This is a genomic window from Oribacterium sp. oral taxon 078 str. F0263 (assembly GCF_000469565.1).
GTDB lineage: Bacteria > Bacillota > Clostridia > Lachnospirales > Lachnospiraceae > Oribacterium.
In genome coordinates this window covers 20,267-44,172 of record NZ_KI273139.1, presented here as the reverse complement: position 1 = coordinate 44,172, position 23,906 = coordinate 20,267, and the positions used below count along the sequence as shown (strand labels likewise).

At 48.5% G+C, this 23,906-nt stretch carries 26 protein-coding genes, 4 tRNA genes and 1 pseudogene; 7 read left to right on the top strand and 24 right to left on the bottom strand.

What is annotated here, in order from left to right:
- Nucleotides 1-33: 33 nt before the first annotated feature.
- The 8 genes from HMPREF1986_RS11655 to yedE form a co-directional block, all read right to left on the bottom strand.
- Entirely contained in the window at nt 34-597 is a 564-nt protein-coding gene (locus HMPREF1986_RS11655; RefSeq protein WP_021775055.1) for a DUF5662 family protein, read from the bottom strand.
- The gene (locus HMPREF1986_RS11650) at nt 597-1,547 is read right to left on the bottom strand and encodes an L-lactate dehydrogenase (protein WP_021775054.1); all 951 of its coding nucleotides are present in this window, start codon (nt 1,545-1,547) and stop codon (nt 597-599) included. The genes HMPREF1986_RS11655 and HMPREF1986_RS11650 overlap by 1 nt, the downstream gene beginning before the upstream one ends.
- 13 nt (nt 1,548-1,560) lie before the next feature.
- A complete protein-coding gene (locus HMPREF1986_RS11645; protein WP_021775053.1) occupies nt 1,561-2,295 on the bottom strand; it encodes a phosphatase PAP2 family protein in 735 nt (244 codons plus the stop codon).
- Nucleotides 2,296-2,464: 169 nt separating this feature from the next.
- Nucleotides 2,465-3,031 carry an RNHCP domain-containing protein gene (locus tag HMPREF1986_RS11640; RefSeq protein WP_021775052.1) on the bottom strand — a complete coding sequence of 189 codons (567 nt, stop codon included), beginning with the start codon at nt 3,029-3,031 and terminating at the stop codon, nt 2,465-2,467.
- Between the two features lie 224 nt (nt 3,032-3,255).
- Nucleotides 3,256-3,328 (bottom strand) — tRNA-Ala (locus HMPREF1986_RS11635).
- A 75-nt stretch (nt 3,329-3,403) separates the two neighbouring features.
- On the bottom strand, nt 3,404-3,655 hold the full coding sequence (locus tag HMPREF1986_RS11630; protein ID WP_021775051.1) for a DUF3343 domain-containing protein: 252 nt from the start codon (nt 3,653-3,655) through the stop codon (nt 3,404-3,406).
- Nucleotides 3,652-3,855, bottom strand: coding sequence for a sulfurtransferase TusA family protein (locus HMPREF1986_RS11625; protein WP_021775050.1), 204 nt, complete (start codon nt 3,853-3,855; stop codon nt 3,652-3,654). The genes HMPREF1986_RS11630 and HMPREF1986_RS11625 overlap by 4 nt, the downstream gene beginning before the upstream one ends.
- Nucleotides 3,856-3,897: 42 nt before the next feature.
- Nucleotides 3,898-4,962: a YedE family putative selenium transporter gene (gene yedE, locus HMPREF1986_RS11620; RefSeq protein ID WP_036600537.1), complete on the bottom strand. Its 1,065-nt coding sequence runs from the start codon at nt 4,960-4,962 to the stop codon at nt 3,898-3,900.
- A 144-nt stretch (nt 4,963-5,106) separates the two neighbouring features.
- On the opposite strand from yedE, the gene HMPREF1986_RS11615 reads away from it, so the two are divergent.
- Entirely contained in the window at nt 5,107-6,342 is a 1,236-nt protein-coding gene (locus tag HMPREF1986_RS11615) for an aminotransferase class V-fold PLP-dependent enzyme (protein WP_021775048.1), read from the top strand.
- Between the two features lie 577 nt (nt 6,343-6,919).
- Here the strand turns inward: HMPREF1986_RS11615 and HMPREF1986_RS11610 are convergent.
- Complete coding sequence (locus tag HMPREF1986_RS11610; protein WP_021775046.1) at nt 6,920-7,252, bottom strand: winged helix-turn-helix transcriptional regulator; 333 nt, start codon at nt 7,250-7,252, stop codon at nt 6,920-6,922.
- A gap of 176 nt (nt 7,253-7,428) precedes the next feature.
- Between HMPREF1986_RS11610 and HMPREF1986_RS11605 the strand changes: the two genes are divergently transcribed.
- Genes HMPREF1986_RS11605 through HMPREF1986_RS11590 form a run of 4 tightly spaced genes read left to right on the top strand, consistent with a single transcriptional unit; the run spans nt 7,429 to nt 9,776 of the window.
- Nucleotides 7,429-7,974, top strand: coding sequence for a flavodoxin family protein (locus HMPREF1986_RS11605; RefSeq protein ID WP_036600570.1), 546 nt, complete (start codon nt 7,429-7,431; stop codon nt 7,972-7,974).
- 29 nt (nt 7,975-8,003) lie between these two features.
- Nucleotides 8,004-8,390: an AbrB/MazE/SpoVT family DNA-binding domain-containing protein gene (locus HMPREF1986_RS13720; protein ID WP_330365169.1), complete on the top strand. Its 387-nt coding sequence runs from the start codon at nt 8,004-8,006 to the stop codon at nt 8,388-8,390.
- Nucleotides 8,383-9,126 (top strand): ABC transporter ATP-binding protein, encoded by a 744-nt coding sequence (locus HMPREF1986_RS11595; protein ID WP_021775043.1) that lies wholly within the window; start codon nt 8,383-8,385, stop codon nt 9,124-9,126. The genes HMPREF1986_RS13720 and HMPREF1986_RS11595 overlap by 8 nt, the downstream gene beginning before the upstream one ends.
- Entirely contained in the window at nt 9,126-9,776 is a 651-nt protein-coding gene (locus HMPREF1986_RS11590) for an ABC-2 transporter permease (protein ID WP_021775042.1), read from the top strand. Before HMPREF1986_RS11595 ends, HMPREF1986_RS11590 begins: the two co-directional genes overlap by 1 nt.
- A 251-nt stretch (nt 9,777-10,027) precedes the next feature.
- Here the strand turns inward: HMPREF1986_RS11590 and HMPREF1986_RS11585 are convergent, their stop codons facing one another.
- The 8 genes and pseudogenes from HMPREF1986_RS11585 to HMPREF1986_RS11555 form a co-directional block, all read right to left on the bottom strand.
- Nucleotides 10,028-11,053, bottom strand: coding sequence for a hypothetical protein (locus HMPREF1986_RS11585; RefSeq protein ID WP_155978814.1), 1,026 nt, complete (start codon nt 11,051-11,053; stop codon nt 10,028-10,030).
- A 78-nt stretch (nt 11,054-11,131) separates the two neighbouring features.
- Complete coding sequence (locus HMPREF1986_RS11580) at nt 11,132-12,355, bottom strand: hypothetical protein (RefSeq protein ID WP_021775039.1); 1,224 nt, start codon at nt 12,353-12,355, stop codon at nt 11,132-11,134.
- 163 nt (nt 12,356-12,518) lie between these two features.
- Nucleotides 12,519-12,893 (bottom strand): hypothetical protein, encoded by a 375-nt coding sequence (locus HMPREF1986_RS11575; protein WP_021775038.1) that lies wholly within the window; start codon nt 12,891-12,893, stop codon nt 12,519-12,521.
- Between the two features lie 55 nt (nt 12,894-12,948).
- Nucleotides 12,949-13,440, bottom strand: coding sequence for a hypothetical protein (locus HMPREF1986_RS11570; protein WP_021775037.1), 492 nt, complete (start codon nt 13,438-13,440; stop codon nt 12,949-12,951).
- Nucleotides 13,441-14,095: 655 nt separating this feature from the next.
- Nucleotides 14,096-14,245 (bottom strand): annotated as a pseudogene (locus HMPREF1986_RS13620) (TfoX/Sxy family protein); the annotation flags it as partial.
- A gap of 116 nt (nt 14,246-14,361) precedes the next feature.
- Nucleotides 14,362-15,240, bottom strand: a complete 879-nt coding sequence (locus HMPREF1986_RS11565) for an SPL family radical SAM protein (protein WP_021775033.1) — start codon at nt 15,238-15,240, stop codon at nt 14,362-14,364.
- Between the two features lie 2 nt (nt 15,241-15,242).
- Entirely contained in the window at nt 15,243-15,935 is a 693-nt protein-coding gene (locus HMPREF1986_RS11560) for a GyrI-like domain-containing protein (RefSeq protein WP_021775032.1), read from the bottom strand.
- A gap of 217 nt (nt 15,936-16,152) precedes the next feature.
- Nucleotides 16,153-17,700, bottom strand: coding sequence for an ATP-binding cassette domain-containing protein (locus HMPREF1986_RS11555; RefSeq protein ID WP_036600531.1), 1,548 nt, complete (start codon nt 17,698-17,700; stop codon nt 16,153-16,155).
- Between the two features lie 491 nt (nt 17,701-18,191).
- Between HMPREF1986_RS11555 and HMPREF1986_RS13000 the strand changes: the two genes are divergently transcribed.
- Entirely contained in the window at nt 18,192-18,641 is a 450-nt protein-coding gene (locus HMPREF1986_RS13000) for a helix-turn-helix domain-containing protein (protein WP_021775030.1), read from the top strand.
- Nucleotides 18,642-18,751: 110 nt separating this feature from the next.
- Nucleotides 18,752-19,255: a HipA domain-containing protein gene (locus HMPREF1986_RS11545; protein ID WP_021775029.1), complete on the top strand. Its 504-nt coding sequence runs from the start codon at nt 18,752-18,754 to the stop codon at nt 19,253-19,255.
- Between the two features lie 111 nt (nt 19,256-19,366).
- Here HMPREF1986_RS11545 and HMPREF1986_RS11540 read toward each other — a convergent pair whose 3' ends face one another.
- The 7 genes from HMPREF1986_RS11540 to HMPREF1986_RS11510 all read right to left on the bottom strand — a co-directional run bounded on the left by HMPREF1986_RS11540 (nt 19,367) and on the right by HMPREF1986_RS11510 (nt 23,898).
- Nucleotides 19,367-20,413, bottom strand: a complete 1,047-nt coding sequence (locus tag HMPREF1986_RS11540; protein ID WP_036600529.1) for a Fic family protein — start codon at nt 20,411-20,413, stop codon at nt 19,367-19,369.
- A 469-nt stretch (nt 20,414-20,882) separates the two neighbouring features.
- Complete coding sequence (locus tag HMPREF1986_RS11535) at nt 20,883-21,248, bottom strand: MmcQ/YjbR family DNA-binding protein (protein ID WP_021775026.1); 366 nt, start codon at nt 21,246-21,248, stop codon at nt 20,883-20,885.
- Complete coding sequence (locus HMPREF1986_RS11530; protein WP_036600526.1) at nt 21,229-22,164, bottom strand: helix-turn-helix transcriptional regulator; 936 nt, start codon at nt 22,162-22,164, stop codon at nt 21,229-21,231. The genes HMPREF1986_RS11535 and HMPREF1986_RS11530 overlap by 20 nt, the downstream gene beginning before the upstream one ends.
- 235 nt (nt 22,165-22,399) lie before the next feature.
- A tRNA-Met gene (locus HMPREF1986_RS11525) sits at nt 22,400-22,473 on the bottom strand.
- Nucleotides 22,474-22,525: 52 nt separating this feature from the next.
- Nucleotides 22,526-22,598, bottom strand: a tRNA-Val gene (locus HMPREF1986_RS11520).
- A 62-nt stretch (nt 22,599-22,660) separates the two neighbouring features.
- A complete protein-coding gene (locus tag HMPREF1986_RS11515; RefSeq protein ID WP_036600561.1) occupies nt 22,661-23,680 on the bottom strand; it encodes a glycosyltransferase family 2 protein in 1,020 nt (339 codons plus the stop codon).
- A gap of 145 nt (nt 23,681-23,825) precedes the next feature.
- Nucleotides 23,826-23,898: transfer RNA gene (locus HMPREF1986_RS11510), tRNA-Pro, on the bottom strand.
- Nucleotides 23,899-23,906 lie beyond the last annotated feature (8 nt).

The window sequence follows — 23,906 nt, the reverse complement described above, 5'->3', positions numbered from 1 at the left end:
TAGCAAGCTTTCTATCCGCTGTCAAGGCTTCCTTCAAAAATAGTCCCGCTCGCGCCGCCTCCTTCTGACCTCTCCCCTTAGATAGTCAAAGGCGGCCTTCTCCCCCTCATCCCGGAGAAGCTTCAATAAAAAGATAAGCTCCTCCCTCGTCTTCTCGTGGAGGAGCGGCGTGTGCTCCATCTTTCGAAAATACTCCCAGGGGCAGCTGTCGCGGTAATCCTTCCCCCTGTAGACTTTGCAGGCCGCGACCCGGTCACAGAACATCTCCGCCACATAGCGGTAGGGCATGCGGCAGCCGATCAGACGATTCGGATCCTTGAGATCATAATCCACCCAGTACTCGAAGTGATGCTTGTTCCGCCCCTTGTGATGCAGCCAGGCGGGAGAGACGCCTGTCGCCAGTCTCTCCACCCCGTTCGGGCTCTGGGTTCCCTTGTAGTAGCGGATGCCGGTCCGAAACTCCGTCGGGCTGTACTTCGAAAGATCATGCAAAAGCCCCTGCCGGTAGAGTCCGATCCGGAAGCAGTTCTTCAGGACCTCCCACTTATGGTGATTGATCGTCCGGAAATGCCCCCATGCATTTCGAAGGAGCGGCATCAGCACAGCTCCTCATAGAAGTCGGAGAGGAGCTTCGCGGAACGGCGGTAGGCGGTGAGCTCCTCCGGGTTCAGGTGAATCTCCACGACCTCCTTCGCCCCCTGCCGGTTCAGAATCGTCGGTGCACTCAGAAACACGTTTTTCAGGCCGTAGGCCCCGTCCAGCATCACAGAAACCGGGTATATCCTGTTTTCATCAAAGAGTATGGACTTGATGATCGCCGTGGTGGAGGCCGCGATGCCGTAGCAGGTATTTCCCTTCCGCTGGAAGATATCCCATCCCGCCTGAACGGTTTCCCTCAGAAGCTCCTCCTTCGTCTTTCCGGCGGTTCGCTCCGCGTTGTCACGCATGACATCCGATATATTCTTCCCCCCGATATTCGCGGAATCCCAGGAGACGAGCTCACTGTCACCGTGCTCCCCTATGACATAGGCCTGCACGCTTTTTGCGTCAAGCTCATAGAGCTTCGAGAGGCTGATGCAAAGGCGCGCCGTATCCAGCGTGGTGCCGCTCCCGATCACCCGCTCCTTTGGAAGACCGGAGATCTTCCAGCAATAATAGGTCATGATATCGACCGGATTTGACACGACGACGAAGATCCCGGAAAAGCCGCTCTTCATGACCTCTGTGACGATGCTCCTTATGATTCCCATGCTAGGCGCAAGCATCTCCAGGCGGTTGTTCGAGCTCTTCGGCATCGGAGCCGACGCGGTGATCACGACGATATCCGCCTCCCGGCAGTCCTCGTATCCCCCCTCCCTCACCTTGATATTCCGGTTCATGAAGTAGGTGGAATGCTCCATATCCATCGCCTCTGCCAGTGCCTTCTCCCGATTCACATCGATCAGAACAATCTCCTCGCAGAGCCCCTGGTTTATGATGCTGTAGGCCGTGGTGGCACCCACATTTCCCACACCGGCGATCACTACCCTGCTCTTTCTCTCCCCCATAATGCAGTCCTTCCTAGCTCTCCCTTCTCTTTGAGATCAGCCGGAGACGGCGCTTGGAAAGCTCCCGCTCCGCTGCGAGCTCCCCATCGGGGACCCCATCCTCTTCAAAGACAGGATAGCCATAGATAAATCCATAGACAATACTCGCGAGAATACAGGATGCGCTCACATCCAAAAGTGAATGCTGCTTTAAAAAGAGCGTCGCGAGACAGATGAGAAGCGCCAGCAGGAAGGAGCCTCTCCGGATCAGCGCTCCATGCTTAAGCCCCGCGATGTCCTTACTCTTCATAATCGCAATATGCATCGCAATGGAATTGTAGACGTGAACACTCGGAAAAACATTGGTACAGGTATCCGTCCGGTAAAGCCAGGCCACCCAGTCCGTAAAGATATTTTTATGCGGCATAAGCGCCGGGCGGAGATCCGTCCCGTTCGGATAGATGGTGCAGATCACAAGGCTGAGTATCATCCCGCTGTAGAGAAAGGCCGTGACATGATAAAAATCCGAACGGTTCACGAAAAGGAAATACAGTACCCCCCCGAAGATATAGATAAACCACAAAAAGTAAGGTACGATGAAATATTCGCAAAAGGGAATCATATCATCGAAGCGAGTATGCATGACATGAAAGCCTGTCGCTTTCGTGACGGATTTCTCCAGGACCCGAAACCAAAGAAGATAGAGGATCCCGTAGTACAGCACCCAGGCGCAGCGGTATTTTTTGATAAGCTTTCTGATTCTCTCCATCCGGCTCCTTTTCCGAGATATCCTTCTCTTAAATGGCTAAAGTATAGCATCCTTTTTACCTTCTGTGAAGCCGGAGGACACCCTCCCATCCCGCACTCCTCCTGAGCCCGGAGGAGCGCATGTCCCGGCTGCCGGCAAAATCAAGCGAAGAATCAAAGCTTCCCAAGGCTCAGCGGACTCCGCGGAGGTAGTCCTCCAGGAAGCGGAGAGGAAAGGGAGGATTCGCGAGAGCCTTTACGGCAAGCTGCATGAGCGCAAGCGGATTGTCATCCGAGAGGACGCGGTTTGCGCTCAGCTTCCCGCACTTTTTGCAGCGGTGAATGAGAGCCCACTCTCCGTCCTCCTTCACCCAGACAGCGATCGCCTCCATCTCCCCGCGGCAGTCCGACGCGCGGTCCCCCGGCTCTTGATCCACATGGAGACTGTGAAGACAGTGGGGGCAGTGATTTCTGTGCGCAGAACCTGCCCCTTCGGCCCGGATTTCCCGCCCGCAATGGATGCAGCGAAAGCTCTCCCGGCAGGGCTCAAAGCGATAATCGGGCTCCCGCCCTCTCCCGCCTTCACCGTCCGATCGGTCCTGCCCATGCGCTGACTCAGCGCTCTCCTCGCTCTCCGCTTCCGAGGAGAGACGCTCCCTGAGCTTCCTCTGGTAGGAGGAAAGGAGCTCTCCGCCCTCTGTCTGTATGCGTCCGTCCTTCTTTCTTTTCTTCGGCGGCTTTCTCAAAAAGCGCTCCATCCTCTCCCTCTCTTCCCCGCACCCGATCTCATGCTGTCCCGTCCTTATTCCGCCGCAGCCTCCCTATGCTTCCTAAATCTCTTCCCTGCACCCGGCCGCACGCTGTCTTTCCCTTCCTCTTTTCCTTCGAGGCCCCGCAAGCATAGCACTGCGTAAGCCGGCCCCCGGCAGCTTTATCCGATCAAAAAGGACCGCACCCGAAAGTCCGAATACGGTCCATACAGTGGAGACGACGAGATTCGAACTCGCGACCTCAGCGTTGCGAACGCTGCGCTCTCCCAGCTGAGCTACACCCCCTAAAAGAATCGCTCTCCCTGCGACCTGTATAGTGTAGCGCAATTTGATCCGGAATGCAAGAGGAGAATCATCCTCTCAGCTCTGACTTTTCCAGAGCACGCGGTAGGACTTCTCCAGGACCTCCGCGATTTGCTCGATCTCCCCGTGCTCATCCCGGAAATCGGAAAAATCACTCTCCTCCCGCTGAAATTTCACCGCCGTCCCGCAGGAGGAGCTCAGATCCCGGGGGACCGGCATCATCCTCGCGGGAGCTCCCATCTTGCGAAGCTCCCGCTCGAAGCGCACTGCGCCGAAATGATTATAGAAGGTCGCGATATACTCTCTCATAACTTACTCAGATCCATGCGGTACTCGCCGTTTTCCTCCCGGAACTCCGCCTTGTAGCCCGCACTCGCGGCAAAACGCTTTACATTCTCCACAGAAACCATGCTGTCCAGCAGCACCTCATAGCTCGCTTCCTTTTTCTCCAGCGCCTTCTTCACCTGGATTACCGGCTGCGGGCAGGACAGCCCTCTCACATCGATCATAGCTTCTCTCCCCTCCTTTCCGAAAGCCCCCGGCTTTCTCCCTTAAGCTTCCTTCTTATTAAAAGTATTGGAAACCGCGATCACCGTCACCACGATAAGTCCCAAAATCACGGCAATCCGGCCGTTCGGGGTCGAGCCCTTCCCGGAGGATGCCAGCGCGAAGTTATGCGCGAAGGCCGCGCCGACAAAGAGCCCGAGGTAAGTCACCGCGGAATCCGTATTTCCCTCTCCCGCCATGACCATCTGCCGAAGCGGACAGCCGCCCAGGAGACAGCAGCCATAGCCGGCGAGAAGCATGCCGAGGAAATTCCAGAGACTTTCCGTATGCGCGACCGGCTGATCGGCAAAGCCGGGATGAAAATGCCCGCTCATGAGATTGGCGAGAAGTGCCGCGACGAAGATCATGCAAAAGCCGATCAGAAGCTTCGGCTCGCGGAATAGGATAAAATCCCGGATCCCGCCGACCATGCACATCCTCGTGTGCTGCGCCAGTGCTCCGACCAAAAGCCCAGCAAGAAGCGAGATCAGAACCGCCGCGTGCTTCGCCCCGGGTCCCTCCTTGGTAAAGAAGATAAAGGCCGGAGCCGCAAGTACCAGCACAAGAAAAACGAGCTGAACCGCCGGAAGAACCAGTCCTTCGGGGCGGGTCTGCTGATAGCTTCTCTTCAGAGAATAGCCCCTGTTCAGGAAATAGATCCCTGCGACAATCCCGCATAGAAATCCCAGAAGGCCGAAGATCGCGTTGAAATCCCCTCCCGCGAGCCGAAGCACCGTCCGAAAGGGGCAGCCGAGGAACATCAGACAGCCGATCATCACGAAAAATCCCAGAAGAAATCTCGTCATCGGCGCGGAGCCTCCCCGCACGGAAAACTCCCCCCGGAACAAAGAGAGCAGCATCGCCCCCAGAATCAGTCCGATCAGCTCCGGCCGGATGTATTGCACTGCCTCCGCCCGGTGAAGCCCCAGACCTCCCGCCGTGTCCCGGATAAAACAGGCGAGACAGAATCCCATGTTCGCCGGATTTCCCAGGAGAACCAGCGCCACTGAGACAAGGCCGATCACGGCGCCTGCGACGGCGATCGTGATCCGTTCCGCTTTCACATTCATATTCCCTCCTTCTTTCCTCTGCCCATCCATCTGGCATAACTTTCACCGCCGATTCTAGCATAATTTTAAGAAATATGATATTTTATTATTTAAATCAGAAGGGAAACTTATAGGATTTGACGATAAATAAGGAGGAAAATAGGAATGACCCCCATCTATCTCGACAATGCCGCGACCTCCTTCCCAAAACCGCCCGAGGTCGCCGAGGCTGTCTATGACTTCATGAAAAATATCGGCACAAATATCAATCGGGGCGGCTATCGGAATGCCTACCGGGCGGAAAATACGGTTTTTGAAACGAGGGAGCGCCTCTGCGCGCTTTTCCACGGGCCGGATCCCAGAAATCTCATCTTCAGCTCCGGCGTGACCGCCTCCTTAAACCTCGTTCTGAAGGGCTTCCTGAAGGAGGGAGATCATGTTCTCGTCTCCTCCCTGGAGCATAACGCCGTGATGCGCCCCCTCATGCAGCTTCGAAGCCAAGGCATCAGCTTCACAAGGATCCCGACGGATTCCATGGGACAGATGAAGCTTTCGCTTCTGGAGGGACTGCTCCGGGACAATACGCGCGCCCTCGTATGCACCCATGCCTCCAATGTGAGCGGCCTCATCCATCCCGCAGCTCTTCTCGGAAATTTTTGCCGCCGCCACAAGCTCCTCTTCGTCCTGGACTGCGCCCAGACGGCGGGCTCAGTGCCGATCGATATGGAAAAAATGCAGATCGACGCGCTCTGCTTCACCGGGCACAAGAGCCTTCTCGGCCCCCAGGGGATCGGGGGAGTCCTGCTCCGGGACGGTCTCGGCGAAGAGCTTTCTCCCCTGATCTCCGGCGGCACCGGAAGCCGCTCGGACAGCGAAGAGATGCCGGACTTCCTTCCGGACCGTCTGGAGGCAGGCACGATGAATCTCCCCGGAATTTACGGGCTCTCCGCGGCGCTCTCCTTTTTGGAGAGAACCGGCATTGAGAATATTGCGGGGCGAGAGGCCGCCCTCACAGAGCGCCTCTTAGAAAGGCTCCGCGAAATCCCGGAGCTCCGGATCCTCGGCCGTCCGGATGCCCCGTCTTCTTCCCCAAAGAGAGAAGACAGCGCCCACGATGCGCTTGAAGCCGCTCCGCAGGCTCCCGCCTACTGCCCTGTCCTCTCTCTCCAGGCCCCCGGGCTTCCGCTCTCGGAGCTCGCCTTCCGGCTCGATGAGCGCTTCCACATCTCGAGCAGAGTCGGGCTCCACTGCGCCCCCTCCGCCCACAGGGCATTCGGCAGCTTCCCGGAGGGCAGTCTCCGCCTCTCCATCGGATACTTCAATACGGAGGAGGAGATCGACCGCACGGCGGATGCACTCCGGGAGCTCATACTTGAGCTCTCCCGGAATTCCTCCGTCTGATGCCGTCCCATCTCCTCAGGTACCAGTCAAGTGCTGCACATAATATGCTCCGGGCAGGCCGCAATGATTTCTGCTGCCATCTTTTACCACCTTTTTGCGGCTCTTCTCTTTGCCGGGATCTGCATCGACAGGATCAGGCAAAACCGCACAGGGATCCTGCGCAGCTGCTTCCCATGGGATTATCAGCACATCGGCGTCAAGAAATGAAAAAAGAAAATTCCCCCTTCCTTTCCGGAGTACTTCATTATGTGAAAGCACAGCCTGAAAGAACGCACCCAGCATTATGCGAAAGTACAACCCGGAAGAACTCACCCAGCATTATGCGAAAGCACAACCCGGAAGAACTCACCCAGCATCAGGCGAAAGCACAGCCCGGAAGAACGCACCCAGGTGACATGTCAAGCGGAGACCAATGTGCTGATCCGCGCGAGCGCGCTTTTCGGCGCGGTTCCGTTTGACATGCTCCGCTTCTTTCTCCTGAACCCGCCCGTATCCGGGTGCTCTGCTATAATTTTCCTTGTGACGCAGCGCCGCCGCCAAAGTCGGCTGATGACGCTTCTCGAGAGACAGCGCGCCATTAGATCCTGTTTTTATCCCCCCACTCACACATCCCATCCAGAATGGGAATCAGGGATTTCCCTCTGTCTGTCAGACTGTATTCAACTTTCGGCGGGATCTGCGGATATTCCTCTCTGTGTACAAGCCGATCGGCCTCCAGTTCCTTCAGGGCAGAGCTTAAGGTCTTATAAGAAATCCCTCCGATATATTTTTTCATCTCATTAAAGCGAACCACGCCAAACGACATTAAGGTATAGAGGATTGTCATTTTATATTTCCCGTTGATTAACGACAGGGTATAACTGAATCCTGTGGAACTCAGACATTCCTTATCGATACATTTCCCATGCATTTTACACTCTCCGAAAAGTAAGTATCTGACCTCCCTGTAAGTATCGCACCTCAATGTGCGTACTTGCCGCAAATCTCATTCTGAATAAAATTATAATGCAGGCCTCGGAGAAAGTAAACGTGCTCTACCGGCCGACAAAGAGCAAAAAGAACAGGAGAAGAGCAGGAGGGATTTTCATGGGAAAGAAAATCGTAGTCATCACCGGCAGCCCCCGAAAGAACGGGAACAGCTTTGCCATGACAGACGCCTTTATCAAAGAAGCAAAAGCAAGGGGTCACAGTGTCATCCGCTTTGACGCGAACTCCTTAAATGTGGGCGGATGCCGTGCCTGCGAAAACTGCTTTAAAAGCGGAAAAGCCTGTGCCTTTGACGATGATTTTAATTCTATTGCCCCGCTTATTTTGGAGGCGGATACCGTCGTCTATACCATGCCGGTGTACTGGTACTCTATCCCGGCAAAAATCAAAGCCGTGATCGACAAGACGTTCCCCTTCGGTATGGAGCATGAAAATATCGCCGGGAAGGGCTGTGCCCTGATCTGCTGCTGCGCAGAACCTGATATCTCTGTAATGGATGGCGTGCGCTTTTCCATCGAACGCACTGCTGCCCTGCTGCAGTGGCACATGGTGGGCGAGGTATTGATCCCCGGTGTACAAAACCCGGGGGACATTGAGAAAACCGACGGCTGTAAACAGGCCGCCTCTCTTGCGGAAAGGCTCTAAACGATAATGCCTTTGTGACGAAGCACCCATTGCATTCCATCAAGCTTTCTCTAAAAGGGATACGCGCAGCAAAGCTTTTCGAAATTGCCAAGTATATTGCTGTAAACAGCGGTGCGCTTTATGATCCATCATCAGCACTTGCTTTTTTGAGATTGTATGGTATGATTAGTTATACAAATCATACTGCAGAGGGATCAATCATCATGAAAGCACCAAAGGGGAAATATGCCTGGACAGCCACAGTTGGAGAAAAAGGGCAGATAGTAATACCAAAACAGGCACGGGAAATCTTTAATATCAAACCCGGTGATACCATTCTGCTTCTCGGCGATGAAAAGCGGGGTATTGCCATACCGCCAAAGGGAGCATTCGCACACTTGATGGAAGCAGCTTTTCAAGAGGCAGAGGATGAATGATATGGGATACATTCTGGAAGTAAATGGCCTTTCGAAAATTTATCCGACTTTTGAACTAAAGCCAATCAGCTTTCGTATTAAGGCCGGTGAAGTTATGGGCTTTATAGGCAGAAATGGCGCAGGTAAGACGACAACGCTCAAATCCATTCTGAATCTTGTACATCCCGACGCAGGCAGCGTTCATATTCTCGGAATGAATTATCTCGATAATGAGGCCAAAATCAAACAGCAGATCGGTTATGCGGTGGGCGGAATCAACTATTACAAGAGAGAAAGACTAAAGGATATTGTTGCCATCACCCGCATCTTCTATGACAATTGGGATGAAGAGGCATATCGTCATTACCTTGACGCTTTCAAGCTTGACAAAAATAAAAAGATTATAGAACTTTCCGAGGGCATGAAGGTGAAATTCTATCTTAGCCTGGCTCTTTCTCATCATGCGAAGCTCTTGATTTTGGATGAGCCTACAAGCGGACTGGACCCTGTGTCCAGAGATGAAATGAATGAAATTTTCCGGAAGCTTGCCGAAAAGGATGTCGCAATCTTATTTTCCACCCATATCACCAGTAATTTGGAGAAATGTGCGGATACTATCAGCTATATCAAAAATGGCGCATTGCTTTTATCCGCAGAAAAAGAAGATTTTATCCGTCATTACGCAAAGGAAATCGGCGGTGCACCGACGCTGGAAGATATTATGGTACACATCGAAAGAGAGGAGGTGAATCTGTGATGAAAAAACTTCTTTATAAGGAAATGAAGCTGTCGGCAAATCCTTTGAGCTATTGCTTTATCGCCTTTTCGGCTATGACAATGATTCCAAGATATCCCATTCTTGTCTCTTCCTTTTTTATCTGTCTTGGTATTTTCCATACCTACCAGCAGATCCGGGAATACGACGATATTACATACACAGTCATGCTGCCGGTTAAGAAACGAGACGTTGTCACAGCTAAATATTTATTCGTTTTGTTCATCGAATCCATGGCTTTTATTTTATATACATTGCTGACGATTATCAGGATGAAAGTTTTAGGGACTGCCGCTCCTTATGCTGCAAATCAATTGATGAATGCAAACGCGGCTTATCTTGGATATGCAATGATTGTATTTGCAGCATTTAACAGTATTTTTCTCGCGGGCTTTTTTAAGACAGCTTACAAGATCGGAAAACCTTTTCTAATGTTCTGCATTGTCAATTTCATCATAATAAGCGTGGGGGAGATCCTGCATCATCTTCCCGGTCTGGAAAGCTTGAATGACCCTTCCAATTTGAGCATAGCGCAGCTTGTCCTATTTGCAATTGGCGTCACCGTATTTCTCTTATGTACATGCCTATCCTATCAAACATCCAGAAAGGACTTTGAGCTAATTGATTTGTAAGCGAAAATCCCGCTTCAGAAAATCTTCCGGCTTTCGGCATTCTTATCCTCCTTCGTAATGCCGTTCTGCTTTCGTTTGCGCTTGTGCTTCAGCCTGATTTTTCGCCACGATCCTGCACCGCAGCGGCCAGAGAAGCCGCTGATCACAGTGTTTCAAACAGCTATGACATCACACAAAACAAGCGATCATTTATCAGCCATAAGTACTGCAAAAAAGCTTGACCAGAACAAGATTTTCAGTTTTAGCCGACCCTAGTCTAAGACTCTTTCAGAGGTATCGAACTGCATTGTCTTAATCATATGATGAAATTCGCAAATGGCTCTTTCCCTTTGCTCCTCAGTCATTTCTTCTTTGGAGACAGTGAGCAAAACGGAGTAGTCCAAATCCATAGCATAGACAAACTCATAGTAATAATCTTTACTCTCTCCAAAAACAAGATAATCAAATCCATTGCTATGGATCGTCCGAAGCTGGAATTTCTCAATGCTCGGATATGCTTTTTTACACCTTTCCGTAAACGCTTCCCAGTCCTCCGGGTTCTCCGTGATTTGCTGAAAAGAGATATAAGTCTTGCTGTCTAAATTCACCTGACTCCCGTCGGGAGAATAGGTATAGATGGTGTCAATCTCCATCGTATCAGCATCATAATCTGCATTCAAAAAGGAGCTGGGGGACAGCTTATGAAAGCTAATCTTCATTTCATCTTTTGTTGTAAAGCTTTCCAAGTCAGGGTCTTCCTTCAGACCAAGCTCCCCGGCTTTTTTCGTATCCAAGTAATCCGTCTGTATCTTCGTCTCATCATAGCGGAATAAGCTGCCGGAAGAAGATCCCATTTTATCCTTCACCTCTTTCGCGACGAACCCATTTAACAAAACCCCGACTCTTCCGTCATTTTCACCGACAGAAGAAATTAAATTTCTTCCCTGTTCAATTGCTGTTACCTTCGCCGGACATAGCCCATCCTCTGTTTCCAGCAAGACAAAGTCTCCCGTCCTGAGAGTGCCTTTTGCATTGCCTACTACTACCAGGCCTCTGTTTTTCATCAAAAGACAGTCATCAAAACGGAAAATGGCAGCCCCCTCTTCGGAATCTGTCTTGCCGGATGCTTTCGAGGAAAGCTCTTCTTTATCTGCTGATTGACCATGACTGCTGTTCCCGGTCTCGCTGATTCCCTTTTCAGGATCAGACGTCCCTTTATTCTGCGCCTCGTTTTTGCCGCAGCCGCTCAGCATTATCATCAGGATCAAACTAAAACAAAGACAAAATCTCCTTATCATCTCTCGATTCCCCCTCTTTCGCGATATCTCGACCGTTTTGTACCGGCTTATTGTCTTATCCGCTTTATCGTCACTATATCATTCACTGAAATATTTTTCCATTAAGTTAAGCCATTCTTCTTGTCCGGGACTGTAACAAACAGAGTTCCCCAAAATAAATCCTTCTCCGGTCATGAAACCGGAGTAATACGGCGAGATCTGCAATTCTATCTCACTTCCATCTTCTTTTATAAGAATCAATAAATCTTCATAGGATGGCCTCCCCATATAAGATACATCAGAGCTTTTTAAAATCTTTGTTATTTTATCAACGGCATCCGCATCTTCTATGTTTACAATCTTGCTCTGCCGTCCTTCCGGGTTTTTTCGAATCAGTTTTATGGAAGAAATATTTATAATTTCATCTAAAGAACGGACTTCATAAAAATCTTCAATTTTTTCATAAAGGGATCGATTAACAGAATCCATAAAAGGCATAGGATCCCCATTATAATCATATAAGTGCACACATTCACGATTTATTTTTGACGGATCAACTTTGCTCTTGTCCTCTGTAATTGTAGTCAGTTCATCGTATGAGATCGGTTTGTATGCATAAAAATCTTCTCCGTGTTCCCACTTATACATCGATATATATGGCGTCTTAAACGGCTTAAGAGCTCTTAATTGTTTTTCGTGCAATTGACTAATATATTCCAGTCTGTTTTTATTTACTATTTCATCAAACACCTTGCCTAAATTCATATCTGAATATTTTATATCACCTAAATCGGAATATTGTCTAATGCCCAGGTACAAAAACTTTCCGTCTCTACTTTGATAGAAAGACAGAATCCCCGGAAAATCATATATTTCCTCAAAGCTCTCCTCGTTGCCCATCTGACTATCCATCCATTTTCCCAACTGAACATATCCGATTTCCTCAAGCCTGCAATCTAACTCTCTCAAAACAGCAGTTTCGGTCTTAGATATTCCGAGAATGTAGGCGTATCCGTTATTAGAAAACCGTCCCAAAAACTTATAGTCATTTTTTATAGGCTTTGTGTAGAACCCCAAAAGAGATTGATCCATATCCGCATATTTGATTTCAGGAGTTTCCGCCTCCATCGAAGTTATTAAATCCCTTATTTCACCCATTTCCGTATCAGTAAACCGATTTTCTGTAATACCGTCAGAAACAGCATTTGTTTGTTTATCGGTATCTGTATGTTCAAAGGTTTCCACGGAATTTAATCCCTGCCGCCCGGTACAGGCAATCGATAAAGCCATTGGTATAAAAATATAAAGCCAAAGTTTTTTCATGGTTATACTCTTCCATAAGAATCTCTGAGGAAAATATTCAAGCTTGAAGGATTAGTTTTCGTATTGATTCTCCCCATCAATGATAATGATCCAAGTCTTTGCCTCGTACCATTACCCGATAATTTCCGATTCGACGCACTGCAGATTATCCCCATTTTACATACTACATCTGAAATGCCGTTATCCAAAAACATATTCCGGCTATAAGTGAAAGGGGAGTCATAACATATTTTTCTTTCCTGCTTTTTGAAAGCATGTTCATAATAGTATTCAAAGATAGGTAAGCGGCAAAGAAGAAGCAAATATATTTAGTAACCGTAAAGGGCAGCCACAGGGAAATAAAACCTCCGGCCTGCAAAATAATTATCATTGCAAAAATTTGGATAGCCACCGAGATGACTGCCGCAACTCTAAATTTCTTAGGTAAGATTTTATGTTGTCCACCCATTGTAAATTCACCCAAAGGCAAACCGCAGGCAACAAGAACTGTCATAGCTGCTATAACTCCAAATATTACTGCACCTAATATTGAAAGCATAAATCGGTATTCTCCCTTCGCAAAATACAAAAAATTTCAGTTACAAATTTGTAATTTATCGCTTATCGATCTCTCTCGCTATCCTGCTTTTTTTCAGCGTTTTATTTTTCAAATGCTTAATGAAAACAGTTGGATTATAATTGTAAGACAACCTCACGATATAGTAATTTATCCACTCAATAACAGAGAACAACAAGAGAAAGACGGACACTGCTGTTACAATAAGATTGCTGCAATTCAGCAGGAGGATTGGGACCCCTATACACAACAGAACCGCATCCATCACTTTGAGTATTCTATATGTATTTCCAGTATATTTTATAAGAAACAGAGGGTCAGACACTCTCTTTAATAAAATGAACCAGTAAACAGAACCCTGCATTAAAATAAAACTCAAAACGGACAGCGGATACAGGATAAGAATTATCATTTTAGAATCTACAAGCCACGCTTTCATAGCAAAAAAGCATAACCAAAACGATACAAGCGCAGCAAGCTCCCCAGTCCCTAATTTTATCAGCTCCTTTTTTATCGCAATCGCATTCATTGGTCCCCCCGGAAAAATTCAGTTTATCTCATACATCCCATTAAAGACGGAAATACTTGTCCTCGACGCAACGGGATGAGAATACCTTCCATCAGGAGCTTTATGAAATTTAATCCATAAGTGTCACAAAAGCACTTCTCCCTTGTATTCACCTACAGTTTTAAAGGTCTCGCATTTCATATTATCATAGTTAATTTCAAGGCGGAGTTTTGCGATATCTTACCGGTCTCCTTTGCCAAAAGGATATGGGGTTAAAGTTATATATGCCTTAAAGAAACCTGCGCACCTTTTTTCTCCAGCGTATATAGCCCCCATAAGAAGCTCATAATCGGATTTCAGGCATAATATCATCCTCCAAAAGGGCTTACTCCTTCGATATTAGATGAGAGATTTGCATTTGTCAATTTAAAAGTTCTCCTTCAAATCAGGGGATAGTCCAAGAGACCTTTTCTCCTCTCAACGAAAAACAGCGGCCTGTGCGTCATAAGAGGCACAGGCTGCTGTTTTGCTTCCGGCTTTCGGATAAAGGTATGACGCACTGGAGCTTCAGTGAAAGTCATGTGTTAAAAGAGATGCTGTCGCTTTCGGAATCCTCTGTCACGAAAGCTATGGTATCTCGGGATCATCTCTTTCGCCCTATCATACAGAGACTCCATGGACATATCCTCACTGCCGATGGAACAGCCTTTACCAGAAGCCTGTCATCATAGATACCGCCAAATACTCTATCACGATAGTAAAGGATATATTCTCTCATCATCGCACGGAAGCTGACTTCATCAAGTCCAGACAGCTGCTCTAAGATAAAATCAAGCTACTCTTTCGTTGATACCATACCCCATCCTCCTCTCTTTTCTGCTATCCTCAATGCAGGCAGCAAGCAGATCCGTGGACTACCCATGTCCTTTGAAGGCCCCACAGTCACAGATCAAATATGCTCATCTGCAGATACTTCTCAGGAAATTCCTGCAGAAACCGAAAGCAAACATCCGGTGTCGACAGGATTCCATTATCTCTGCAGATATTTCGGAATATTCCCGACAATTCTTTCGCATTCGGACTCGGCAGCTCATATGCATTCCCATACCGTCTGATATACCGCTCTTTCATTCCCGGAAAATGCTTATCAAGTGCTGCATAATAGTATTCCCGATCACCTTCCCGAAGTGTAAGTCCCATGCCGAAATCGATAATACCCTTTACGCCGACTCTGACGCACTCATTCAGAATTGCCGTGATATTATCTTCTGTATCATTGATAAACGGCAGAATGGGAGTAATCCAGACAATCGTTGGAATGCCTCTGCTCTGCATTTCTGCCAGCACCTCGATCCGACGCTTTGTATTGCAGACATTCGGCTCTAAAATCCGGCATAGCTCATCGTCGTAGGTTGTGAGAGTCATCTCTACGACGCACTTTGCAGACCGGTTAATCTCTAACAGCAGGTCGATATCCCGAAGGATGCGGTCCGATTTTGTCTGAACCGCAGCCCCAAAGCCATTTTCCAGAATAATCTCCAGGCATCGTCTTGTCAGCCGCAGCTCTTCCTCGCAGTGCATATATGGATCCGACATCGCTCCTGTTCCGATCATGCACCTTTTTCTTTTCGACTTCAGCGCTTTTTCCAGAAGCTCCGGCGCATTCTTCTTCACCTCGATATCCTCAAAAGGATGCATGAACTGATAGCAGCTGCTCCTGCTGTCACAGTATATACAGCCATGGCTGCATCCCCGGTATATGTTCATTCCGAAGTATCCGCCGCTGCCATTCAGAATTCCTTTCGCTTCCGCAAAATGCATTTTCAGCTCCCCTTTATCTTAATCGGATGCCTTATCACGGTCTTTCGCTTCTCCGGAGCGACCTTTCTGGCATCACTGAGATAAATCTCATGATGCAGCCGTTTATCCGTAAGATCCAGCTCATAACCCTGCTGTTCCATGAACTCATGCATCCTCTTAACTGTAGCAGGCTCATCATCATAAGAACCGATATGCATGCACTGGACGCATAGGCCTTCTTCGACTGTCAAAAACTCTGCCCTGGAAAAATCCAGCTTTTTCTTTTTCGTCGCCTCCTTCACAGCCCAGCTGAAATCATCCTCTGTCACGAAATCCGGAAGGCGCATCACGGAAATCCAATGGAAGTTTTCCTTATGCGCATAGTCAATTCCAGCCGCGCTTTCCCGCCTGCCGGATCGGTCGGTTCGCAACATGGCATCCGCTGCCTGCCGCTCAGACTGCCACCAAAAACCTTCCAGCGGCGGTACGACATAATCGAAGTATCCCTCTATCCGATGCTCTCCCTTCCTGCTCATTTTGATCGTAAAGGAAATTCCATACAGCAATCCGATAGACTGCCTGTATTCCCCATCCTCCTGATTCGGATCTCCCGATCCGCGCACAGCGACATAATGCATGCTCGGCACTGTCACGATACCGGGCTTATCCTTTGGCATGTAAAGCTCTTTATATTCCTTCTTAAAATCAAATGCCACAGTATTCTACCTCCTTGCATCCTTCTCTTCAAAACGCCTATTCCATGAAGCAATCTCGATCAGTCTGTCTATCTTCATTCTGCTCATGCTCTGCAGGTATCCTATCACGCCAAACACGACAACAGTATGTCATGTCTATTATGCTTCAGCTACGTACTCTCCGTGGGGCTGGTGGATCAGGTACAGATCCATATCATCCGTTCCCAGCTTTTTAAGATTATAATTGGGTTTTTTCAAGTAAGGTCAACCCCTCCGCAGTCATCCTGTAAACTTTATCGCAGACTTCGGAGATGTATTTTCGATCGTGGGAAACGCTGATGATGGTCCCCGGGAACTGTTTCAGGATCTTACGTACTTCCGGCCCTGAGAGCGGCGAAAAGTTTCTGGTCGGTTCATCCAGGATCAGGACATTAGCCTCTGTCAGACTGATCTTCAGGAGAAAGAGTTTTGCTTTCTGGCCGCCTGAAAGCTCCCTGATCGGATGGAACATCTCATCCGACGTATATTTCATGGATCCGAGATATGTCCGTACCATCGTCACATCTTCTTTTCTTCCTGAAGGCGCCAGATATTCCACCGGCGTCAAATCGAACGGAAGTCTTTCCTCATAATTCTGAGGCATATAACAGGCTGTCAGATCCTGCCGCAAAAGAAGTTCTTCAGCAAGCTTCCGGATCAGCGTTGTCTTTCCCACGCCGTTATCCCCGATGATGCAGACTTTCTCAGGCCCTCTCACATTCAACACAATGTTTTCTGCAAGAATCCTTCCCTCCAGCGACTTCAGTTCAGTCAATAAAAATTCTATCACTGTTTTTCCGGCCGGCATGGCCTTCTGCCGCTCAAACTGTATCGTAATAGGGGCCTCCGTTTCCGGGACTTCGGTCATCTCTCCATGTTCCCTTTCGTAACGCTTCTCCAGGGATTTCACAGCCTTCATTTTTTTCTTCAGCCGCCGTCCTCCGCTCGGATCCCGCCTTGATATATTCCGAAGATCCGATTCCACCGTTTGTTCAATGCGGCGGAATCGTTCCATGGCTTTTTTCTCATCTCTGCGCTCGCTGTAAGCCTCCTGCGCCTGTTTATCGAACGCCCTCCGCCGTTCCTCCATGAAGGTCCGAAACGGCACGTTGGCCACAGTCAATCTGGAAGCTGTTTTTCGCCGCAGCTGCTCGATCAGGATCACCCGGTTTGCCGTCCGCTCTATCAATGTCTCGTCATGGGAAATGAAAAGGATCCCGCCTGGAAACCGGTTGATCATTTTCTCCAGCCACTGAAGGGTCTTCAGATCAATATCGTTTGACGGCTCATCCAGAAGAAGGAAATCCGGATGTGCAAGAAGTAAACCCGCCATCTGAACCTTGACCCTTTCTCCTCCCGAAAGCGTCTGCATTTCCTGATCGGAATAAAACAGGGAATCCATAAATCCCATTTCCACTGCTGTTTTCTTCAACTCAGAAGGATTTGCTTCCCGGAAGGCCGAAAGACCCGAAAGATACTCATAAACAGTTTTTCTTTTATCTTCATCCCGAAGCTCCTGCGAGAGATATCCCAAAAGCTCTCCCTGTATGGTTTTCACTCCATTCGCTTCAACATAGTCCTCTACCAGTGAAGGGTCATAGATCCACTTCAGCAAAGTAGACTTTCCATTCCCTTCTTCACCGACCAGGACAGCCTTGTCACCGGCTTTCAGCACAAGGTCAAAGTCCTGAAGGATCGTTCTGAAATCTTTGGTATGTATTATGGTAAGCGATTTGACCTGTAACAAAAAACACCCCTCTCTGACGCGCATAGACTGATTGATAGTCTGTCAGAGCGGGACGGTTTCTAAGTTTACGTAGAATGCTGCAGGAAAGGGCACAGAAGATATGCAGCCAGAATGCACACTGCGATCAAAAACCTTTCTCCAGATCCGCTCAAAAAACAGACAATCTTCCTTCAGTCTACGCAAACCGATTATGGGCATGACGCGCCCATCGAACATCCATCGTTTACCTATCCCGAAATCGATTATCTGTTAATCATTGCTTCACCATCACATGAAGGTCATGTGCCTTTCAAAAGAATCAAGAAATACATACCATATAAATGTCTTTTTTTCAATACTTGTTTCGGACCTTATGTCAAGAAACTATCCTGTTTTCAAGAAAAACGATGGGTTTATAGAAAGACGGCGACATCTTCGGAAAGATAGCGGCTCTATTGTCATTGGGTCGGTATACCGATATAATAAGGGCGTACAGAAATGGAGGTGCCATTATGGATTTACAGACACTGCTCGATCAGCGCCAGATCACAAAATATCATCTCTCCAAAGTCAGCGGCGTTCCCAAGACCACGATCATGGATATATGCGCAGGCCGCAGCGAGATTGAACGCTGCTCGGCAAAGACTGTCCAGCAGCTTGCAAAGGCGCTGGGCTGTACGATGGAGGATATGATGGAGCTGTCATCACCGTATGACAGCAAGACGGGGCTGCCAAAGGATCAGTCCTATTTTGAGTGCGACCTGCCGCCTTTTCTTGCGGCGTCCATCGAGGCCATGAAGGACGCGCAGGCAAAGCTGGACCGGGGCGAGGAATACTATGAATGGGACTGCGACTTCTGCGACCTGCAATCCAGCATCAACGTAGCGGAGGTGGAACAGATCATAAGCCCTGACCAGGCGTGGTATCTCAGGAAAAAATATTTGGGATTGGAAAGGGTGTAGCCGATGGAATACATTGATTTTACAAACTTGAAGCAGCGGAAAAAGACCTACGCAGGCGCGAATGGAAATAAGATTTCCGTCATCTATGAGGGCGAACAATACATGCTCAAATGCAATTAGTAGACCATGGCAGCTTGCTGGAACGGTTTTGGGACATGTTCATCGTGGACGCCCTGATTGGGAACTGGGACCGCCACAACGGGAATTGGGGCTTCCTGTACGATGACCGGTGCGATGAAATGATCCTTGCTCCGGCCTATGACTGTGGCAGCTGTCTGTACCCGCAGGCGGATGAAACCATCATGAAGCACGTCCTGACGGATCGGGCACAGCTCAATAAGCGGATTTACGACATTCCACTTTCAGCCATCAACGTGGACGGGAAGAAAATACGGTATTTTGATTTCATTTCCTCCTTGCAATATGAAGGCTGCAACGAGGCGCTAAAACACATCCTGCCACGGATCGACGTGGAAAAGATAGGGGCTGTCATTGAGCAGACACCGTTCATCAGTGATTTACAGAAGCAATTTTATATGACTATACTGACAGAACGAAAGGCGTGCATCCTTGATTTTAGCCTTGCGGCTTTGGAGAAGAAGGCAAAGGCATGATAGCCCTACGGGCGCAGCAAGGAAAGAGATGCTGTAATGAGAATAGAACTTGGAAATGATTTTCTGGAAGCTCCTTGTATCGAAGTATTGCCGAATTTCTGATATTCTTAATCACCGTGTTCTGAAATAATGGATATTCTTGCCTTTTCCTTCCCGCCTCAGGTCCCCATACTCCACCAGTTTCCGTAAGGCACCTTCCACAGAGCTTAAACTCAGGGAAGGACATAGCTCCCAGATATCCTGTTTGGTGAAACTCCCGATCTTTTGCCGAGAAGCCAGTCTCACTGTTTCCAGAGCAGAACGTTTTGTTTCTACTAAAACAAATCTGTCCTCAAAATCTCTGTAGGCTGCAAGAATCGTCCCAAGAAGGTATTTGATAAACGGAACAGGATCATCATTTCCTTCATGCCATCTATTCCGAGAAGCCCCAAGAGCTTCATAATAAAGATCTTTATTCTTCACAATCTTGGCTTCCAGAGAAATGTACCTGCCCACATAGAATCCGCTTCTATAGAGCAATAGAGTCGTCAGCAGTCTGCTCATGCGGCCATTCCCGTCATTGAAAGGATGAATACAGAGGAAATCGTGGATAAAAACCGGGATCGCGATCAGCGGCTCCAGTGCCATGTTTCCGATCACCCGGTTATATTCTTCGCAGATCCTATCCAGTGCCTCCGTCGTTTCATATGGAGCAAGCGGAGTAAACAAGACAGCTGTATGGCCATCCGGATACGTGGCACCGATATAGTTCTGCACGTTTTTTGTGTGACCGGCGATCGGATTATTCGCATGATTATAAAGGATCTTATGGAGTTGAAGGATATAGTTCTGCGTGATCGGGATGGCATCGAAACTTTCATGGATAATCGAGAGTACATCCCGGTAACCGGCGATCTCCTGTTCGCTGCGGTTTCTAGGGCTTGTCTTTTCTTCGACCAGCTGTCTTATACGAGTATCTGTCGTGACAATACCCTCAATCTCGTTAGACGCTTCTGTGCTTTGGATCTTAGCGATTTCAACCAGTTTTCCCAGTTCCTGCGGTCTCTGTTTTAAATACAGTTCCTGTTTTCCTGCTTCTTTATAGATTGCGGCGATCAGTCCAAGTACTTCGGAATCCCACTTCATTTCACTGATCTTTGTATAATTGAACTCCCGCATTCCCTTACCTCCGTTCATTTCCCTTATTTTATATCATTATTTAAGGGATGCGTCAATCAATTAAGGGGTTATTCCCTTAATATCTTTCAATTTTTAAGGGAATTATACACTATCGCCCATCTCTGCCTTCATAATGCGCAAGGATGTCAGACGGCACTTTATAATCTTTCTGAAGTTTTTTCTTGATGAGGGAATACTCAGCTTCCGTGATCAGGTTTGCATACCTGAGCGTTTGGCGTTGTATCATAAATCTTGACACTTGGGGGCGGATCGGAAAGCTGGAATGCAATTTCATTCTCTCGAAAGACAATTTCGATTATGCTTACGTTCAGGTATGTATGACGATCATGAACGACATCAATACAGAGGATCACCAGAACCGCACACGGCATTACAGCCCTTACACATTTCACCATAGCAATAGCAGGCACTGCAATCAGACTCACAGCAGCTGATACATTCGGTCAAATCATTCCTCTCCCAATATCTCCTTTTGTTTCTTCTTACTGAAGTTCCCAAGCACTATCTGATATGCCTTATCAAGCAGATCCTTCAGGATGTCATCTGGCACCTCTCCATCAGCCTTTACTGAATTCCAATGCTGCTTGTTCATATAGTAGCCGGGGATTATATCTTCATACTGTTTCCGCCAGAAATCCCCCTCCAGCGGCTCAAGCTTCAGCGTAATGTAATAAGGCTCATCATTATCATCCAGACATATCGCGGCAAACATCTTTCCACCGATCTGAAATCGAATCCAGTTCCATTCCGCCTGTAAATCTCTGGTCACAGCTGTTTTTTCCATCAGATACTCTTCAATCCAGGGATATTTCATGCCTTTTGTTCCTCCTGTAATTCTTTATCATAGCTTCTATCGTAGTTCTGACCTTCTCACGAACTTCCTCAGGTTCAATTACCTCCGCTTTATCTCCGAATGTCAAAATCCAAGTGATCAGATTCTCCATGTCCGTATAATCCGCTGTAAAGAGAAGCCTGCCATCCTCATTTTCCGTAAAACATGAAGTCCCGAACTCTTCTACCAACCGCCACTTCTGATCCGCTTCAAATAATGCCTTCACTTTGATCCCACCCGGAAAGATTTTTTCATTCGAGAGATCCGGCATAGTCGCGTCTCTGCATTCAAAATTCCTTTCCGTTATTTGAACACCATCCATACGGTTCAGTTTGAACAGCCTAAAGTCCTTGCTTTTCAAGCACCACGCCCAAAGATACCAGCTCGACCAGCGAAACACCAGATAATATGGTTCAACCGTTCGCTCACTCTCGCCGGATGGAGCATAATATCGGAACTTGATCAAACTCCTGTCTGCGATTGCATCCTGTATCATCTCTATTTTTGGAGCCAGCGAATCCCGGTACCATGATGACAGATCGATCAGAATGGAATCCCTGCCAGTGATAAACTCAGAGGAACCAGCCTGGATCTTTTCCATCAGCTGACCGTAATAACTGCTTCCGCTCACGCTGTCCAGACTCCGCAGCCCTGCAAGGATCATCTGCATATCCTTTGATGTCAGGATTATCCTGTCCATCCGATATCCGTCCATAATGCTGATTCCGCCGCCAGTGCCTTGTGCTGTACGGATAGGAATGCCCGCCCTGCAAAGATCTTCGATATCACGGTTTATTGTTCTTTTTGAAACCTCAAACCTCTCTGCCAGCTCCGGTGCCGTAGTTTTCTCTTTCTGCAGCAGCACTGACAGTATCCCGATCAGCCTGTCTATCTTCATTCTCATTATGCTCCGTATGTATCATATCAAGCAAAACACGACATCTGTATGTCATGTTTATTAAACTTGATATACAACTGAAAACAGCTGACAGAAGCTCTGTACAGTTTCTGTACAGTTTTTTCGATTAGACGTGATTTTTGTGCTATCACAAGCGTTATTTTAAGGCAATAAAAATAGCTTAAACACGTTGATTTTCTTAGGAATCTACGCATTTAAGCCATTTTCTTTTTCGTAGCGAGAGGGGGACTTGAACCCTCGACACCGCGGGTATGAACCGCGTGCTCTAGCCAGCTGAGCTATCTCGCCTTCTCAAACCATCCGACCCGAATCGCGATTAGCCGCGCCCCGGGCCGGACACTGGGGCCTACAGGGCTCGAACCTGTGACCCTCTGCTTGTAAGGCAGATGCTCTCCCAGCTGAGCTAAGACCCCTGTCCGCACTTTTCGCGACCTCCTTAGTCTACTAAACGGGCATTGCTTTGTCAATCCTTTTCTCAGTTGAAGCCATAGAACTTCTGACTCAGTTTATAGGCCATGATGGTGAGGCGGTTTCCGACCTTTCCGGGGAGGTTCACGCCCTGCCCGAGAAAGCCCATCCTGAGCCGCCACCAAAGCTTCAGGTCCTTCTTCCGGAAGTACTCCCAGAGCTTCCGCTTCTTCTCCATGTTTTCCTCTGTACCGGAGCGGATCGCGAGCACAGAGGAGATCGTTGTGATGATCTCCAGATAGTGAAACATATAGTTTCGGAGCTTGGGCGGCTGCACCGCCGCGAGATTGCAGCAATCCGCCATGAATTGATTGACCCGGATCTGCTGATCGATCCGTCCGATCATGACCTGCTCATTGACCGACTGATCTTCTCTTCCGATAAAATAGTGATAGAGATTTTCATCCATATAATAGATATTCTTCACGAAGGGGAGCGGCTGGTAGACAAAGATATTGTCCACGTAAAAGGTGTGCTTTGGGAGCTCCAGTCCGCAGTCCCGGAGCATCTCCGTGCGGTAGATGACGGAATGCATGAGGATGTATTGACCGAGCAGAAAGTGCTTCACCTCCTTCCAGCCGAAGATCCTGTCCTCGGGGAAGGCTGTCTTATAGCGCATGACCTTCTTTCGCTCCTGCCCGACCTTGTCGTAGACAAAATTTGCGACAAACATATCGACCGGAGTACCGGCGAGGACCTGCTCCCGAAGCTTATCGAGCACCCGGAGAAGGACCGCGCTGTCCAGCCAGTCATCGGAGTCCACCACCTTAAAGAAGAGTCCCTTTGCGTTCCGAAGTCCCGCATTGACCGCCTCACCGTGTCCCCCGTTCTCCTGATGGACCGCCCTGCAGATTCCCGGATACTTCGCCTCATACTCCTCCGCGATTTCCAGCGTATTGTCCTTTCCCGATCCGTCGTCAACGATGATGATCTCAAGCTCATCACCGCCGGGCAGGATACTCTCGATGCAGCGCCTCATATAGGCGGCGGAATTATAACAGGGAATCGCAAAACTGACTAATTTCATCTCGGTCCTTTCCATAGCGGAATGAATCCCTTCACGGCATTCAAAAATCGACATCCTCTCTCCCGGTGCTTCTGCAGTCTCCGCCGCTTCCAAAGTCCGGCCGGCAGATATAGAAAACGAGGAGCATCTCTGCTCCTCGCCGGGATCGGAATGACAGGACTTGAACCTGCGGCCTCTTGACCCCCAGTCAAGCGCGCTACCACCTGCGCTACATCCCGATGCCCGT